We start from the raw sequence: 16124 nt of genomic DNA, 5'->3' as shown, positions 1-16124 counted from the left end.
AAAAAAGCCTCCGCCGCAGCGAAGGCTTGGTCAATGACAAACGGCTACCTATCAAATCATAGGGCTTTTTGCGGCGCGGTACGCACGTGAGTGGTGTAGAGCGTGAGCCCCGTTAATGCCAAGCCACCGATCAAGTTACCCAGCACTACCGGAATTTCGTTCCAGATCAGGTAATCCATAATCGAGAAGTTACCGCCCATCATCAACCCGGAGGGGAACAGGAACATGTTGACCACCGAGTGCTCAAAGCCCATACCGAAGAACAGCATAATCGGCATCCACATGGCAATCACCTTACCGCTCACCGTGGTTGAGATCATTGCCCCCACTACCCCCAGCGACACCATCCAGTTGCACAGTATGCCGCGAATAAAAATCGTCGCCATGCCGCCAGCGCCATACTCTTTATAACCGACGGTGCGCCCCTCTCCCACTTCGCCGATCACCCGCCCTACTTCGCTGGGTTCGGTGCTAAAGCCGTAGGTGAACACAATCGCCATGAGAAAGGCGACCGTTAATGCCCCACCAAAATTACCGATAAACACAATGCCCCAGTGCTTGAGAATACGATTAATCGTCACCCCAGGCCGTTTATCCAGCCACGCCAGCGGCGTTAACACAAATACCCCGGTCAGCAGGTCAAAGCCCATTAGATAGAGTATCGAGAAGCCCACCGGAAACAGAATCGCACCAATAATCGGGTAGCCGGTTTGCACCGCCACGGTCACCGCAAACACCGCCGCAATGGCCAAAATGGCTCCCGCCATAAAGGCGCGAATCAGCGCATCGCGGGTAGACATATGCAGCTTGGCTTCGCCAGCATCGACCATCTTGGTGGCAAATTCGGCAGGCAATAAATAGGACATAGAGTGCGTTTCCTTTGTTGTGAGTTTCAGGGTCAGATGAGAGGTGAAGCGCAAACATCAGTGATTTTTACAGCAGGCGTGGTGGCGACTCGCTGCACAACGCTGCCCACTACAATCAAACAGGGGGATGGCAAGGGAGTGGCGGCGAGTTGCTCGGGCATATCTGCAAGCGACCCCACCAGCGACTGCTGCTCGGGCTGACTGGCATTGGCCACCAGCATGATCGGCCACTCATCCGGCAGGCCTGCCTGGCGCAGGCCGTGACAAATCGCGTCGACCTTGGAAAGTCCCATATAAAACACCAGAGTTTCATCCTTACGCGCTAGCGATGACCAATCCGGAGTGCCATCTTCGCGGCATAGCTGGGCCGTCACAAAGCGCAGCTGCTGCGCATGGCCGCGATCGGTGAGCGGAATGCCCATACAGGCTGCGGCGGCTGAAGCAGCGGTGATCCCCGGCACAATGGCCGTGGGCACCTGGGCGGCGGCCAGGGCATCCAGCTCTTCGCCCATCCGCGCAAAAACCGCCGGGTCGCCACCTTTCAAGCGCACCACCGATTTACCTTCGCCGGCGAGTTTTACCATCAGCTCACCGATCTCAGCTTGGGGTACGCTGTGGTGACCGCGGGCTTTACCCACGTAGTAGCGCTCGCTGCCGTTAGGAATCAGCGCCAGCACGTCATCCCCTACCAAGCGGTCATACACGACGGCGTCGGCCTGCATCAGTAAGCGTGCGGCCTTGAGGGTTAACAGCTCTGCATCGCCGCTGCCCGCGCCGACCAGGTAAACCTGCCCGGCGCGGCACTCGCCACGCAGTGGCAAACGTATGTCTGCAGCCTGCTGAACCAACGGCGTTAGCGCGCGGTGAGACAAGCGCATAAAGGCGTTAAACCACTTCTGTAGCAAGGGGTTGCTTAGTGCGGGCATTGGGCCGCTCCTCTTCAATCAGTGATTTCAATTCAGGAATACAGCTACCGCACTGGGTGCCGCAGGCGAGCCTAGCGCCCAACGTTTCTACGCTGGTGTCGCCCTCTCGGATAGCATTGACGATGGTGGTTTGGCCCACCTGGTGGCAACTGCACACAACCGGGCCGGTATCCGCAGCGCCGTCGTCGCAGCCAGCCAATAGACGCCGGCGGTGAGTATCGCTCAGCGCTGCATCGCTAAAGCGCGCTTGCAGCCACGCCAACCCTGGCAACTCACTGGGTGGGCCAACCATTAGCCACCAGCGCAACTGACCATTTTCCACGCAGGCAGCGCGTAGCCGTCCGTTAGTGGGGTCTTGGCTGACCACCGAGACGTCCCCAGGTAGCCACGCTTTCATCTGCGCCAACCAATCATTGACCGACTGTGTATCGGCAAGCTGCCAGCGCTGGCAGCCCGCCATGGGAATCCGCGTCCAATAATGGTTCGCGCACCACGGCGTTAATTCCGTTACGCCATCGGCCACCAGCAGAGTCGCCTGCCACTCAGTGGCGAGGGGTGCCAACGCTACGGCGCCGTGTTTCGATTCCGGCTGCCCAGAGAGCGGGTCGGTAATACTGTCGATCAGCGCGCTGCTTCTGGCCTGCTGGGTGAAGCAGTCAGTCCAGTGGATGGGTACGAAGACCTCACCGCGGCGCTGGGCGTTGGAGACCCGTACCCGGGCGCGAAATTCGCCTTTCTCGGCGGTTAGCACCGCCAACCCCTGATCGGTAACACCGGCGGTGTGGGCATCGTCCGGGTGCACGTCCATAAAGGGTTCGGCGCGGTGATTCATTAACCGCGGTGAGCGAGCGGTGCGGGTCATGGTGTGCCACTGATCACGAATTCGACCGGTGTTCAGCCGCAGCGGGTAAGCGGCACTCAGCGCCTGTTCAGGCCCTTGGGGATGGATCGCCAGCAGCTTGGCGCGACCATTGGCGGTGGCAAACTCGCCATGCTCAAACAGTCGAGCAGTGCCATGGGGTGCGGCCGTTGTGACCGGCCATTGAATGGGGGCTAAGGCGTCGTAGCCATCCTGGCCCAGACCCACCAAACCCGATATATCAAACAACCGCTGCGGGCTGCCAGGCACCGTGCTGTTATCAATACTGTTTTCAAGCCCGTTTTCAAGCCCGTTTTCAAACCCAGAGAGACGCGCGTGCTCGTCGAAAATCTCCCAGGGGTGAGCGTAGTTAAACGCCTCGGCAAAACCCAACCGTTTCGCCACCTCACACATTATCCACCAGTCGTGGCGGGCTTCACCTGGGGGCGGCAGCATGCCCCTCTGGCGAGAGATACGCCGCTCAGAGTTAGTCACGGTGCCGTCTTTCTCGGACCAACCCGAGGCGGGCAGCACGATATCCGCGTAGGGCAGCAGATCGGTGTGGGCGGCGCACTCGGAAACGATGACCAGCGGGCACTTTTCCAACGCAGCGCGAACCCGCGCCGCATCGGGCAGACTAATGGCGGGGTTGGTGGCCATCACCCACAGCACTTTTATTTCACCGCGCTCGATGGCTTCAAACAGCGCTACGGCTTTATGGCCCGGCTCTTCCGGCAGGATCGGTGTAAGGCTGTCGGTAGCCCAGAAGCGGCTGACCAAATCCAGGGCGCCTGGGGTGTGGTAATCCATATGCGCGGCTAACTGGTTGGCCAACCCGCCTACTTCGCGGCCCCCCATGGCGTTGGGCTGGCCAGTAATAGAGAACGGCCCTGCCCCCGGCAAGCCGATTTTGCCGCCGGCCAAGTGGCAGTTAATAATGGCGTTGCACTTATCGGTTCCGCTGGCGGATTGATTAACCCCCTGGGAGTAGAGTGAGACCACATGCAGTTGGCTAGCGAACCAGTAATAGAAGGTTTCCAGCCGCTCGGCGTCAACATCACAGGCCGCCGCTACCTCCGCCACCGACCCCGCCGTTTGTTGCGCGGCTTCCAGGGCCTCGTCGAAACCTTCGGTATGGCGCTCAAGGTAGAGGGTATCGAGCTTGCGCCGCTTTGCCATCCACGCCAGCAGGCCGTTAAACAGGTAAGCATCGCTGCCTGGTTTAATCCCCAGGTAGAGGTCGGCGATTTCGCAGCTGTCGGTCACCCGCGGGTCGATCACCACCAAACGCATCAGCGGATTGCGCTCTTTAGCGACTTTAATGCGCTGATAGAGCACCGGGTGATTCCAGGCCAGGTTAGAACCCACCAGCACGATCAGCTCTGCCTCTTCCAAATCTTCATAGTTGCACGGCACCGCATCGGCACCGAAGGCGCGCTTATACCCCGCCACCGCCGAGGCCATGCACAGCCGCGAGTTGGTATCCAAATGGGGGGTGCCCAAAAAGCCTTTAAACAGCTTATTGGCGACGTAGTAATCTTCAGTCAGCAGCTGCCCCGAGAGGTAGGCCGCCACGCTGTGATGACCATGCTCGGTGCGCAGGGTGTTTAAGCGTTCGGCGGTGGTGCTTAGCGCGGTGTCCCAAGAGACCTCAACACCATCGACCCGAGGATGTGTCAGGCGGCCCTGTTCGCCCAGGGTTTCGTGTAGCGCAGACCCTTTGACACACAGCCGCCCGAAGTTAGCCGGATGCTCGCGGTCGCCCTCGACAGCGCTTAGCGTGCCCGCTTCAATGGTTGCCGTCACGCCACAGCCGACACCGCAATAGGGGCAAGTCGTTTTGGCCTGAGTCATAGCTACTCCTCGGGTTGCTAATTAACGCCACGCATAAAAAAACGCCCAGTCCCTTTCTCTAAGGCGCTATATAAACGCATTAAGAGAAGAGGGCTGGACGTCGTTGCCGCAGCGCACCTTCGTCGGTGCAAAATTTACATTAATTCAAACAGCTACAATTTAAACAGCTACACATTTTCTAACGGCTAGTTATTTTTCGAACGGCTTTGGAATTGTTCGCTGCCATCGCCTAACAATGAGCGCTTATCACTTGTTAACTAACTTGTTGCTTAGTAAAGATGCAAAAGCCAAGCCTAAAACCACCTCATTAAAAATTAATTCATAAAAAACAAATATTTAAAAATTAAAAAACAGTAATGAAGCGCTCGTTTTAGCACTCATCGCGGGCGAAATGGTGTGTGAGAGTGCAAACCACCCCACTTCTCGCACCATCACTGTGCAGAGAAGCCAAGGAGCCACGTTACTGCTTATCTTTTATCTATATCTAAGCAACTGACGTTGTTGAATAAATATTGATTAATGGCCAGTTGGCCAGTTCCTTGCTTGAAACAACACAAGGTTTTTAACCATCTGACAGCCAATGGCGGTTGTCGCACGTTTAAAACATACGCTTTTAAACAGCGCTATCGGGCAACGACGCCCCTGCTGTGCTCTCCTTCTGCAAATTGCAGAACAGAGGGCGCGACAGGGGCGTTTTTTTGTTTGGTGCTCACGCAGCCGCAACGACAAGAGGAGCCACCCATGGAAACCACTTCCCGGTGCTCACCCCACGACCATCTGGTGATTATTGGCAATGGCATGGCCAGCCACCGCCTCATCGAGGCGCTGGTCAAACAGCCCGCGCGCCCCCAGCGCATCACGGTGATTGGCGCCGAGCCCAACCCTGCCTATAACCGTATTCTGCTTTCGCCACTGCTTGCCGGTGAGATGCAGCAAGACGCGCTGACCCTGCGTGATACCGCATGGTACGCAGATCAAGGCGTCACCCTGATACTGGGTGAAAAGGTCGAGACGCTTGATCGTGCGCGCCAAACATTGATTACTGATAGCGGCCAATCGTTTGATTACGATCATCTGGTCATCGCCACCGGCTCGCGCCCAGCGCTGCCCGATGTTCCCGGTATTGAGCTTGAGGGCGTACACGGCTTTCGCGACCTGCAAGATGCCGAAGCACTTGAGGCCATTGCTCAGCGCGGCGACGACGCTGTCGTGATTGGTGGCGGCCTACTCGGTCTTGAAGCGGCTGAAGGGCTGCGTAAGCGTGGCAACGGTATCAACGTTAGCGTGCTTCAGCGCAGCGAGCGGTTGATGAACCGCCAGTTGGATACCACCGCCGCGCACCTGCTTAAAGACACCCTCACTCAACGCGGCTTGAACATTATCACCGGTGCCCAGCTAGCACGACTAGAAAGCGACGCCCAGGGCCGGGTCGCCAAGCTGCATCTTGCCGATGGCCGCCAGTTGAACGCCTCTAGCGTGATCGTTGCCGCAGGCATTACACCCAATGCAGCACTGGGTGATCAGGCGGGCCTCAAAACCGAACGCGCCATCATGGTGGATGAATTTCTGACCACCTCAGACCCAACGATCTCCGCCCTTGGCGAGTGTTGCCAGTTTGATGGCACCACCTACGGCCTGGTGGAACCGATCTGGCGCCAGGTAGAAGTGCTTGCCGCAACGCTGTGCGGCGCGGCCACCCAAGGCTACGCAGATGCCCCCAGCGCCACCAAACTTAAAATCAGCGGCGTAGCGCTCTATGCCTTTGGCCCCACCGAGGCTAGCGCCGAGCATGACGTACTGAATTACCACGACCTTGAACGCGGCGACTACCGCCGCCTGCTCTTGCGCAACGGCCAGATAGAGGGCGCGGTGCTTTACGGCGACACCAGCCAGGGCCCCTGGTACTTCGAACAGGCGCTTGCAGGTACCGACCTCAACGCTTACCGCCAAGCGTTGCTGTTTGGTGCGGCGGATGTCGAGGTGCTACGCGAAGCGGCATCTCCCCATACCCCTGATTCTTCTGAGCACTCTTCCACATGCTCTTCTTCAAAACACTCTTCTCATACAACGTCGGAGGCGGCTTAGATGTCTACCCAAACGATGGCTTCACAACAACAGCTTATTATTATTGGTAACGGTATGGTCGGCCACCACTTGGTCGAACAGCTGGTCGATAACGGCGCCCTTGAGCGCTATCAGGTCACCGTGTTTGGCGAAGAGCGCCATCGCGCCTACGACCGGGTGCATCTGTCTGAATACTTTAGCGGCCGCGATGCCGACTCGTTAGCGCTTTGCGAGGCTGATTACTACGCCACCAGCGGCGTTACACTGCGCACCGGTGAAGCAGTGATTGAGATCGACCGCGACCAGCAAGAAGTAATCACCGACCAAGGCCGTTACCCCTACGACCGCTTGGTGCTGGCCACCGGCTCCTTCCCCTTTGTACCGCCGATTCCCGGCAACGACCGCGAGGGCTGCCTGGTATATCGCACCCTGGACGATTTAGACGATATCCGTGCTGCCGCCGAAAACGCCACTACCGGTGTAGTGGTGGGTGGCGGCCTGCTTGGTTTGGAAGCGGCTAACGCCCTACGCGGTTTAAATCTCGATACGGCGGTGGTGGAATTCGCCTCACGCCTGATGCCCATGCAAGTGGATAACGAAGGCGGCGAGCTGCTGCGCGAAAAAATCGAAGAACTGGGGGTACAAGTACTCCTGGAACGGGCCACCCAGCGTATTGAGGATGGCGAAGCCAGCCGCCACCGCATGGTCTTCCAAGACGACAAAGTGCTGGAAACCGACCTGATTGTGTTCTCGGCAGGCATTCGCCCCCGCGACCAGTTGGCCCGGGGCTGCGGCCTGGAGATTGGCGAGCGCGGCGGTGTGGTGGTGGATAACCAGTGCCTGACCAGCGACCCGGCCATTCTGGCGATTGGCGAAGTGGCACTGTGGAACCAGAGCATTTTTGGTCTGGTGGCCCCCGGCTACCAAATGGCCAAAACCGCCCTTTCAACCCTGACCGGCGGTGATAGCCATTTTGGCGGCGCCGACATGAGCACCAAGCTCAAGCTGCTGGGGGTGGACGTAGGCTCAATTGGCGACGCCCATGGCAACCAGAACCCCGGCGCGCGGATGTTTCGCTACCTCGACCCGATCAAGCAGGAGTACCGCAAGCTGGTGGTTTCCAGCGACGGTAAAAAACTGCTCGGCGCGATGCTGGTGGGCGACAACGGCGTTTACGACACGCTTTTGCAGTACTACTCCAACGGTATTGAGCTACCCGATGAGCCCGCCTCGCTGATACTGCCACAAAGCAGTGGCGGAGCACCCACCCTCGGCCCCGGTGCGCTGCCGGAAACCGCCACTATCTGCTCCTGCCATAACGTCTCCAAGGGCGATATTTGCGCCTCCATTGATGCGGGTGCGATAGATTTAGGCGGGGTGAAAGGCGATACCAAAGCCAGCACCGGCTGCGGCGGCTGTACGGCGCTGCTTAAAAGCGTGGTGGATCATGAGCTGGAAGCCCGCGGCGTCGAAGTCGATAAATCGATTTGCGAACACTTCGCCCATACCCGTCAGGAGCTTTACGATATTGTGCGCGTGGAAGGCATCAAAACCTTCACTGACTTGATTGAAAAACACGGCAACGCCGACACCCACCGCCTGGGCTGCGACATCTGCAAACCCGCCGTGGCGTCCATTCTGGCCTCCTGCTTCAATGAGCCGATCACCGACGCAGCGCATATTCCCCTGCAGGATACCAACGACACCTTTATGGCCAACATGCAGAAAAACGGCACCTACTCGGTAGTGCCGCGTGTGGCCGGTGGCGAGATTACCCCAGACAAACTCATCGTACTGGGCGAAGTCGCCAAAAAATACAGCCTCTACTCCAAAGTCACCGGCGGCCAGCGGATCGACCTGTTCGGCGCCCGCCTGGAAGACCTGCCGGATATCTGGAGCGAGCTGATTGCCGCCGGTTTCGAGACCGGCCACGCCTACGGCAAATCGCTGCGCACGGTAAAATCCTGCGTGGGCAGCACCTGGTGTCGCTACGGCGTACAGGACAGCGTCGGCATGGCGATTCAATTGGAAAACCGCTACAAGGGCCTGCGCTCACCGCACAAGATCAAGTTTGGCGTTTCCGGCTGCACCCGCGAGTGCGCCGAAGCTCAGAGCAAAGACATCGGCATTATCGCCACCGAAAACGGCTGGAACCTCTACGTTTGCGGTAACGGCGGCATGCGCCCCCGCCACGCCGAGCTGTTTGCCACCGACCTGGACGACGAGCAGCTCTACCGCACCATTGACCGCTTCTTGATGTTCTACGTGCGCACCGCCGACCGCTTGCAGCGCACCTCGGTATGGCGCGAAAACCTCGACGGCGGCCTGGAGTACCTCAAAGAGGTGATTCTGGAAGACAGCTTAGGCATCAATGATGAGCTAGAGCGCCAGATGCAAACCGTGGTGGATACTTACCAATGCGAATGGGCGGACGCGATCAGCGACCCAGAGAAGCTCAAGCGCTTCCGCAGCTTCGTCAACGACGACCGCCCGGATCCGTCGATCATTATGACCTCCGAGCGCGGCCAGCTGCGCCCCGCTTAAGCGACGCTGGGCCCTGACACTGACAACGACACTGACACTGAATAAAAACGAGGCAACCCATGACCGCAACGGCACTGAAAAAAGAGAGGGATATGGCGGATATTCAAGACAGCCAAGCGTGGCAAAAAGTCTGTACCAAAGCCGATCTAGTCGCGTTCTCCGGCGTCGCCGCCTGGCTGGAAACCGCCGAAGGCCCCGCCCAGGTCGCTATTTTCTACTTGCCAGGCCTGGGACAAGGAAAGGGCGATGAGCTTTTCGCCCTAGACCACCATGATCCCTTCTCAAACGCCAACGTGATCGCCCGAGGCATCGTTGGCGACCTTAAAGGTGCGGCGGTAGTCGCCTCGCCTATCTATAAGCAGCACTTCCGGCTCAAAGATGGCCAGTGCCTAGAAGACGAAGAGGTCAAACTGCGTACCTGGAAGATTGAATTTAAAGGTGATGAGGTATGGGTTGAGGGGTAACTCAATTTTTATGCTACTGAAGTAATGCAGGCATATGGTCGCTGAGCGTCGGCCAGTCGGCCATATGCAACACATTAGTCTTGACTTAAAAAATGAAGTTTATCGAACAAAGTTGCTATGCTTGTCAGCCTTTTGGTTAGGTAAGCATAGGAGCAGAAAAAGTTCGTGAAGAGTGAATCAAGCACCTTATCCTTCTCCGCCTTTATGGCGCTGCTGATTGGCTGTGCTGGCATCGTGGCCACATTGGCATCTAACTCCCAAGCGATCTTGCTGGATGGGCTGTTTAATCTGATCTATTTCAGCGTCGCGCTGGTAACTATCAAGGTGAGCAAATTAGCCAGCCGTCCCGATAGCGAATCCTACCCGTTCGGCTATAGCTACTTTGAGTCGCTGGTGAATCTGTGCAAAGGGCTGCTTATTTTAGGCGTGTCTATTTTTGCCTTGGTCGATGCTATTGCGGCTCTGCTCACCGGGGGGCGTGAGATCGCAGCGGGCTTGGCAGTGCTGTATGCCCTGTTTGCCACCGCGGCCTGTTCACTAACAGCCTGGGTGATGCACCGCAGCCAGCGCCACGTCAGCAGCCCCTTGGTAGCGGCAGATAAACTCAACTGGTTAGTCAACAGCGTTATTTCGGCGGCCGTGTTAGCCGCTTTCTGCCTGGTGATGCTGTTTGAGCGCTTCGGTTGGCAAGCTATTCTGCCCTACGTGGATTCGGTGTTGGTGATTGCGGTGGTGGTGCTGTGCTTGGGCGTGCCTGTGCGTATGGCCTCCCAAGCGCTTCGGGAGCTGCTCAACAAAACCCCAGATGAGACTATCGCGGAGCCTGTACGCCAAGCCGTAGCGCGGGGTCTCGCTGATATCGACACCGTTGAAGTGCGCGTGCGCATGGTGCGTCCCGGGCGCTTACTGTATGTGATTGTGCATGTGGTGCTTCCCGAGGCATCTGACGTTTCGGTCACCAGGCAGGATTCGTTGCGGGTAAGAATTGATGACGAAGTGCGCCGCTACTACTCCCCCGTCGTATGTGATGTGGTGTTTACCACCAATACCCGCTGGGCGGCGCCCTCCTGTGGATTGTTGGTAGAGAAGCATCCCGCCTAACAGCTTGAAAGCGATTAGCTACCGCGCCTTGCGCAACAGAACTAGCGTGGCGATCACACCGCCCAGTAGCGCGAGGCCAAATAGTGTTAACGCCACGGTGTGCCCTACGGCATCAATCAGTATCCCGGTGGTGATCACCGGGATACTAAAGCCCAGATAGGCCATCAGAAAATAGCCCGCACTGGCTTGTTGGCTAGTCGACACATTCGCAATCGCCAATACACCGCTTAGCCCACCCAAATAGATAAACCCATAGCAGGCGCTACTGGCGGCCACCGTGCCCAGCAGCACCGCTGTAAGATAACCATGAACGGCACCCCAGGCGATCAGTGCATAGGCAATCGGCAGAATCACCAGCCCCAGCTGAGTAGCGGTAGGTGGCTCAAGCCGTCTCGCCCAAGGCTGAAACAGCACCCCGCAGCTGCAAATACCGAAGGTGGCGAAGCCGCTCCAGGCGGATAAACCGTGTTGGTTTAATGCCGAAGGTAGAATCGCGATGACCAACCCCACCGTGGCCCAGGCGAGCAAAATCGCCAGTCCATAGCAGAGCGCCCCCTTGGGGTAGCTGGGAAGGCGTAGCATAGGGCTTTTAGTCACATTCGGCGCACGATCCTTAAGCGTGGTGACCACCACCAGCGCCAGCGCAGCGATAGCGAGATAAAGCCACAGACTAGGAGGCGATACGCTTGGGGTGTGGAAAACAAACAGGCTGGTGACCGCCGCCCCCAAACCAAACCCCAGCGCGGTACTGGCAGTGACATAGTGGGTCGCCAAACGGTTATCCTGCCCACCCAACAGCAGCTGCATATAAGCGGGCGCCACGGCTGATGTCAGTCCTGTGCTGATACCCAGCAGAAAGCGTGCAACCCCTAGCGCCAATAAACCGGGTGCTATCAGGGTTATCGCGGTCGCCAAGAGACATAACAGCAGTGCGGTAACGAGTAGGGGCTTACGCCCTACCCGATCAGCCAGGCCATTTAACCCCAGCAGCACCGGCACAATACCCAACACATAGCAGGCGAAAGCGATGGTGGTGGCCCCAACGCCCAAACCATCCCGCGCTGCCAGCGCATCGTAAAGCGGGGCCTGTAAATTAACCGCCGTGGTGATCGTACATAGCGCAAACGCTAGGCAGGCGGCACTTTTTGTATTGATCGTTAGAATAGCAGCGCGATTCATAGCAAAGTCCTAAATAAGCGAGTCGTTGAACTGCTAAGCTCGCACGCTTACCGGGCAGCGGTAAGGTACACTTATTCACCACTTTTCAGACACTGTTCCGCCCTTTTAGCGAACAGTTGAAAACAACAGGGCACGTTATGCAGCTAGAGGTTAATCGGCACTCTGCAACTCCCATCGCGCATCAGCTCGAAGCGGGCATTCGTATTTGGATTGCAGCACACGGTGCCGGTGGTGGCCGTCGGCTGCCCTCTATTCGCCGCTTAGCGGCCACTCATCACATTAGCCGTAACACAGTGATTGAAGCCTACGAGCGACTTGTGGCGGCTGGATTAGTGCGCTCACAACCCGGCTCGGGGTTTTACGTCGCGGATAGCGCAGCAGCACTGGTGTCGCCATCGACCACAACGAACGGGCTGGAAGAGGTCACCAACGGGCTGTGGGGACTTTTCAGTGCTAATGAGCACACGCTAAAACTCGGCTGCGGCTGGCTGCCAAGCGATTGGCGCGAAGGCGACGACCTAACCCATGCTATTCGCCTAGTGGCACGTAAAAGTCGTTCTGGAATCTTCGAGTACAGCACCCCGCAAGGGCCGCAGGATCTACGCGGTTTGATCCAGGAACGCCTGCGCCCATTAGCGATTACCGCTGACGCACAGCAGATCGTGATGACCGGCGGCGGCAGCCATTCGTTGGATTTGCTGGTAAGAATGCTGCTTGAGCCCGGCGACGTGGTGCTTGTAGAGTCGCCAGGCTATTACAACCTGTTCGGCCTACTGCACTTACAGCGTGTTCGCGTGATTGGCGTGCCGCGGCTTGCGGACGGGCCGGATATTGAGCGTCTGGAGGCGTTGTTAGCCGAGTACCGCCCTAAACTGTTTTATATCAACAGCGTGTTTCATAACCCCACGGGCAGTACCCTCACCCCGGCGGTTGCGCACCGAGTGTTACAGCTCGCCGAGCAGCACGATTTTAAGATGATTGAAGATGATATTTACGCGGATTTTCAGCACACTCCCACCACCCGACTGGCCGCACTAGATGGCTTAAACCGGGTGTTCTATCTGGGCAGCTTCTCAAAAAGCCTCTCCTCTTCGCTACGAGTCGGTTTTATCGCCGCCCCGCCTGGGCAAGTACAGCGCTTGGTGGATATCAAGATGTTGACCAGTATTTCGGCTTCGCGCTTTGCCGAGCATGTCGTCACTACCATGCTGCAAAACGGCAGCTACCGGAAACTCACCGAGAGGCTACGTACCAAGCTCGCCAAGCAAATGGCGATGGCCTTAACGATGCTTAAAAATGCCGGCTGGGTGGTTTATAGCCAACCGGCAGGTGGGATGTTTGTGTGGGCAAAACCACCGGCGACCATCACGCCTGAAACCCTGAACGAGCTGGCTAACCGCTGGGAAGTCACCCTCTCGCCAGGACACTTATTCTTTGCTGACCACCAGCCGACGCCCTGGCTGAGGCTTAACGTTGCCTATATGCAGGATCCCAGGGCGAAGGCGTTTATTGAAGCAGCGAGTTAAATCCTTACCCTTCTGTTGCTTCTGTCTTTTTGGCTTCTTTCACTGGCCATACATCCGCATCCACCAGTTCAGGGCGCTTAAGAATGGCCGGGTCAAATATTGGTTCATGAATACCTGCGCGGCGCTGGCGCTCATAATCTTTCAGCACGGCGACAGCTATCGGCCCCATGATCAGAATGGCAAACAGGTTGGTGGTCGCCATCAGGCCCATCGCCAGGTCGGCAAAGTCCCAGACCACGCTTAACTCCGCGACTGAACCTAACAGCACCATGGCGATAATAATCACCTTGAACACGCTGACCGCTTTTTTGGCGTGGCGGCGAAATAGAAATTCGATATTCACCGACGAGAACGAGAAGTTGGCCAAGATAGACGTAAAGGCAAAAAACAGAATCGCCAGGGCGATAAATATCTCCCCAAAACCACCTAAGTGGTCGACCATGGCATCCTGGGTGAGCTGAATACCTTCGATGCTGTCTCCCGGCGACTCCGACATCAGCCGCTCATACACCCCGGAAAGCAGAATCACCACCGCCGTACAGCTACAGATCACGATGGTATCAACGAACACCCCAAAGGATTGCACCAGCCCCTGGGCGGCCGGGTGCTTCACGGTTGCCTGAGCCGCCGCATTAGGAGTGGAACCCATGCCCGCTTCATTGGAGAACAGGCCGCGCTTAACGCCATTTTCCATCGCCGCTTTAATGGCGTACCCCGCAGCGCCGCCCACCGCGGGGCCAAGCCCAAAGGCGCTCATCACAATCAGCGAGAGCATATCGGGCACGGCAGAAAGATTGGTTACCAGGATCCATAACGCCACTAGCAAATAAGCAATCGCCATCGCGGGGACAATTTTCTCGGCAGTACGCGCCACCGACTTGAGGCCGCCATAAATCACCAAGCCTGCCAAAATGGCAATCACCACACCGGTGAGCCAATTAGGAATGCCAAAGGCGCCGTTCATGCCTTGTGCAATGGTATTCGACTGCGCAGCGTTAAACGCTAAGCCATACGCAATAATCAAAAACACCGCGAACAACGCCCCCAGCCAGCGCCATCCCAAGCAGCGTTCAATATAGTAGGCAGGCCCGCCGCGGAATACGCCATCTTCATTACGGTGCTTATAAACCTGTGCCAGCGTCGATTCGATAAATGCGGTAGCGAACCCAAGTAGCGCGGTCACCCACATCCAGAAAATCGCCCCCGGCCCGCCAACCCACAGCGCCAGCGCCACCCCTGCTAAATTACCGGTACCCACACGCGCCGCCATTGAGGTGGCGAACGCCTGGAAACCGCTAATGCCGCTTCCCGCGCCGCGGGCGGTGAAAGTCACATAAGCCATATGCCTAAACAGACGAAACTGCATGCCCCGGGTCATGATAGTAAACAGTAAACCGGCACCTAGCAGCAGATAGACAAGAATATAGCTCCAGATAAAGTTACTGACCGGCATCATGATGGTATAGAGACCATCGCGCAGCGGGGCAATTAGTAAATCGAGGGTCTCCATGGGAATACTCTCCAGTTCGTTTTTCTTCACCCCTAAGTATTTACCCTACCTCAGGGTGCTGAGTCCGCTCGCCTAAATGGCGATGCCACCCCACGATTCTAGACAGTTTTTGACCCCGCCCCAAAAAAACGCATTAAAAACTAGCCAGCTGCAAGCTGCGTAAGCTCATCATATAGCGCCTTGGGAAAGCTAAAGCCATTGACTCGGCTCCGCTCTCTTGCCTCAAAGCGGCGCTGGGAAGGCAAGCGCGCACCTTGGCCCAGAATACCCTCGAAAAGAACTTCAGCGTGTTTGAGATGGCTCTCTGCGTCCTTGCCCAAAAAAGCCTCCGGCGACATGGCGATAATCAGCTCGCCATGAAAGGGCTTGCCGGTTTTCTCAGCATTCGCTGCCTGGGTTTCGTGGCCTAGCAGGTCGCCGATCAGCGGACCCGCTAACAGCTCCACCATGGTGGAAAGTGCGGAGCCTTTATAACTACCAAAGGGCAGCATAGCACCAGCTAGGGCTGCCACTGGATCCGTTGTCGAGTTCCCCTCGCTATCAATCGCCCACCCTTCGGGGATCGATTTACCCGCTCGCCGATGCAGCTCTATCTCGCCACGGGCGACCACGCTGGTGGCAAAATCAAACGTATAGGGCGTACTCCCTGGGCGTGGCCAAGAGAAAGCGATTGGGTTGGTGCCAAAAAGGGGCGAAGTACCACCCGCCGGAGCCACAAAGGCGTGGCTGGGGGTCATCGCTAACGCTACCAGCCCTTCTGCTGAAATCGCTTCCACTTCGGGCCACAGCGCTGAAAAGTGGAAACTGTTATTAATCGCAAGCGCCGCAATCCCGCTGCGTTTAGCCTTCTCAATCAAATGCGGCTTACCCATTTCAAACGACAGCAGCGAGCAGCCCTTATTCGCATTAACGTTGACGACGCTTGCTGCCTGGTCAGTGATCGTCGGCTCGGCTTGAGTATCAACACCGCCGTTTAAGGCGGTTTGGACACAGCCAATGAGCCGGTATAAACCGTGGGAATGGCACTCATCACGCTGGGCCGCCATGACGCTGCGCGTAATCGCATCGGCATGGGGCTGGCTAAAGCCGTTATGGGTGAGCACCTTATTACTCAGCGCTTCGGCTTCTTGTACAGAAATAGTAATATTGTCACTCATGGCATCACCTAAAATACTCTTTTTGTTACTTATTTATTTAAATCTTCGTTTAAAAACCGCACTAAAAAAAGCAG

The 16124-nt window shown here is 57.1% G+C and carries 11 protein-coding genes; 5 read left to right on the top strand and 6 right to left on the bottom strand.

Annotated elements, in window-relative coordinates; translation table 11 throughout:
* Positions 1-56 precede the first annotated feature (56 nt).
* Genes U738_RS02955 through U738_RS02945 form a run of 3 tightly spaced genes read right to left on the bottom strand, consistent with a single transcriptional unit; the run spans position 57 to position 4505 of the window.
* The gene (locus tag U738_RS02955) at positions 57-866 is read right to left on the bottom strand and encodes a formate/nitrite transporter family protein (protein ID WP_008957727.1); all 810 of its coding nucleotides are present in this window, start codon (positions 864-866) and stop codon (positions 57-59) included.
* A 32-nt stretch (positions 867-898) separates the two neighbouring features.
* Complete coding sequence (gene cobA, locus U738_RS02950; protein ID WP_035577160.1) at positions 899-1792, bottom strand: uroporphyrinogen-III C-methyltransferase; 894 nt, start codon at positions 1790-1792, stop codon at positions 899-901.
* On the bottom strand, positions 1752-4505 hold the full coding sequence (locus U738_RS02945) for a nitrate reductase (protein WP_035577155.1): 2754 nt from the start codon (positions 4503-4505) through the stop codon (positions 1752-1754). Before U738_RS02945 ends, cobA begins: the two co-directional genes overlap by 41 nt.
* Positions 4506-5246: 741 nt before the next feature.
* Between U738_RS02945 and U738_RS02940 the strand changes: the two genes are divergently transcribed.
* The 4 genes from U738_RS02940 (at position 5247) to U738_RS02925 (ending at position 10678) form a co-directional block, all read left to right on the top strand.
* Complete coding sequence (locus U738_RS02940; protein ID WP_035577152.1) at positions 5247-6590, top strand: NAD(P)/FAD-dependent oxidoreductase; 1344 nt, start codon at positions 5247-5249, stop codon at positions 6588-6590.
* Positions 6591-6605: 15 nt separating this feature from the next.
* Entirely contained in the window at positions 6606-9113 is a 2508-nt protein-coding gene (nirB, locus tag U738_RS02935) for a nitrite reductase large subunit NirB (protein WP_152561151.1), read from the top strand.
* A 59-nt stretch (positions 9114-9172) separates the two neighbouring features.
* Positions 9173-9577, top strand: coding sequence for a nitrite reductase small subunit NirD (gene nirD / locus U738_RS02930; protein ID WP_035577147.1), 405 nt, complete (start codon positions 9173-9175; stop codon positions 9575-9577).
* A 165-nt stretch (positions 9578-9742) separates the two neighbouring features.
* Positions 9743-10678 (top strand): cation diffusion facilitator family transporter, encoded by a 936-nt coding sequence (locus U738_RS02925; protein WP_035577145.1) that lies wholly within the window; start codon positions 9743-9745, stop codon positions 10676-10678.
* 18 nt (positions 10679-10696) lie between these two features.
* Here U738_RS02925 and U738_RS02920 read toward each other — a convergent pair whose 3' ends face one another.
* Positions 10697-11857: an MFS transporter gene (locus U738_RS02920; protein WP_035577142.1), complete on the bottom strand. Its 1161-nt coding sequence runs from the start codon at positions 11855-11857 to the stop codon at positions 10697-10699.
* 137 nt (positions 11858-11994) lie between these two features.
* Here U738_RS02920 and U738_RS02915 point away from each other — a divergent pair, with 137 nt between their 5' ends.
* Positions 11995-13383 carry an aminotransferase-like domain-containing protein gene (locus U738_RS02915; protein WP_035577138.1) on the top strand — a complete coding sequence of 463 codons (1389 nt, stop codon included), beginning with the start codon at positions 11995-11997 and terminating at the stop codon, positions 13381-13383.
* 4 nt (positions 13384-13387) lie between these two features.
* Here the strand turns inward: U738_RS02915 and U738_RS02910 are convergent, their stop codons facing one another.
* Positions 13388-14893 (bottom strand): alanine/glycine:cation symporter family protein, encoded by a 1506-nt coding sequence (locus tag U738_RS02910; RefSeq protein WP_035577135.1) that lies wholly within the window; start codon positions 14891-14893, stop codon positions 13388-13390.
* Between the two features lie 140 nt (positions 14894-15033).
* Positions 15034-16050 carry an Ldh family oxidoreductase gene (locus U738_RS02905; RefSeq protein ID WP_035577134.1) on the bottom strand — a complete coding sequence of 339 codons (1017 nt, stop codon included), beginning with the start codon at positions 16048-16050 and terminating at the stop codon, positions 15034-15036.
* Positions 16051-16124: the final 74 nt, after the last annotated feature.

This window comes from Halomonas sp. TG39a, assembly GCF_000744395.1.
GTDB classification, from domain to species: domain Bacteria; phylum Pseudomonadota; class Gammaproteobacteria; order Pseudomonadales; family Halomonadaceae; genus Vreelandella; species Vreelandella ventosae_B.
Note: the sequence above shows the minus strand (reverse complement) of the source record. Positions and strands in the feature narration are given on the sequence as shown.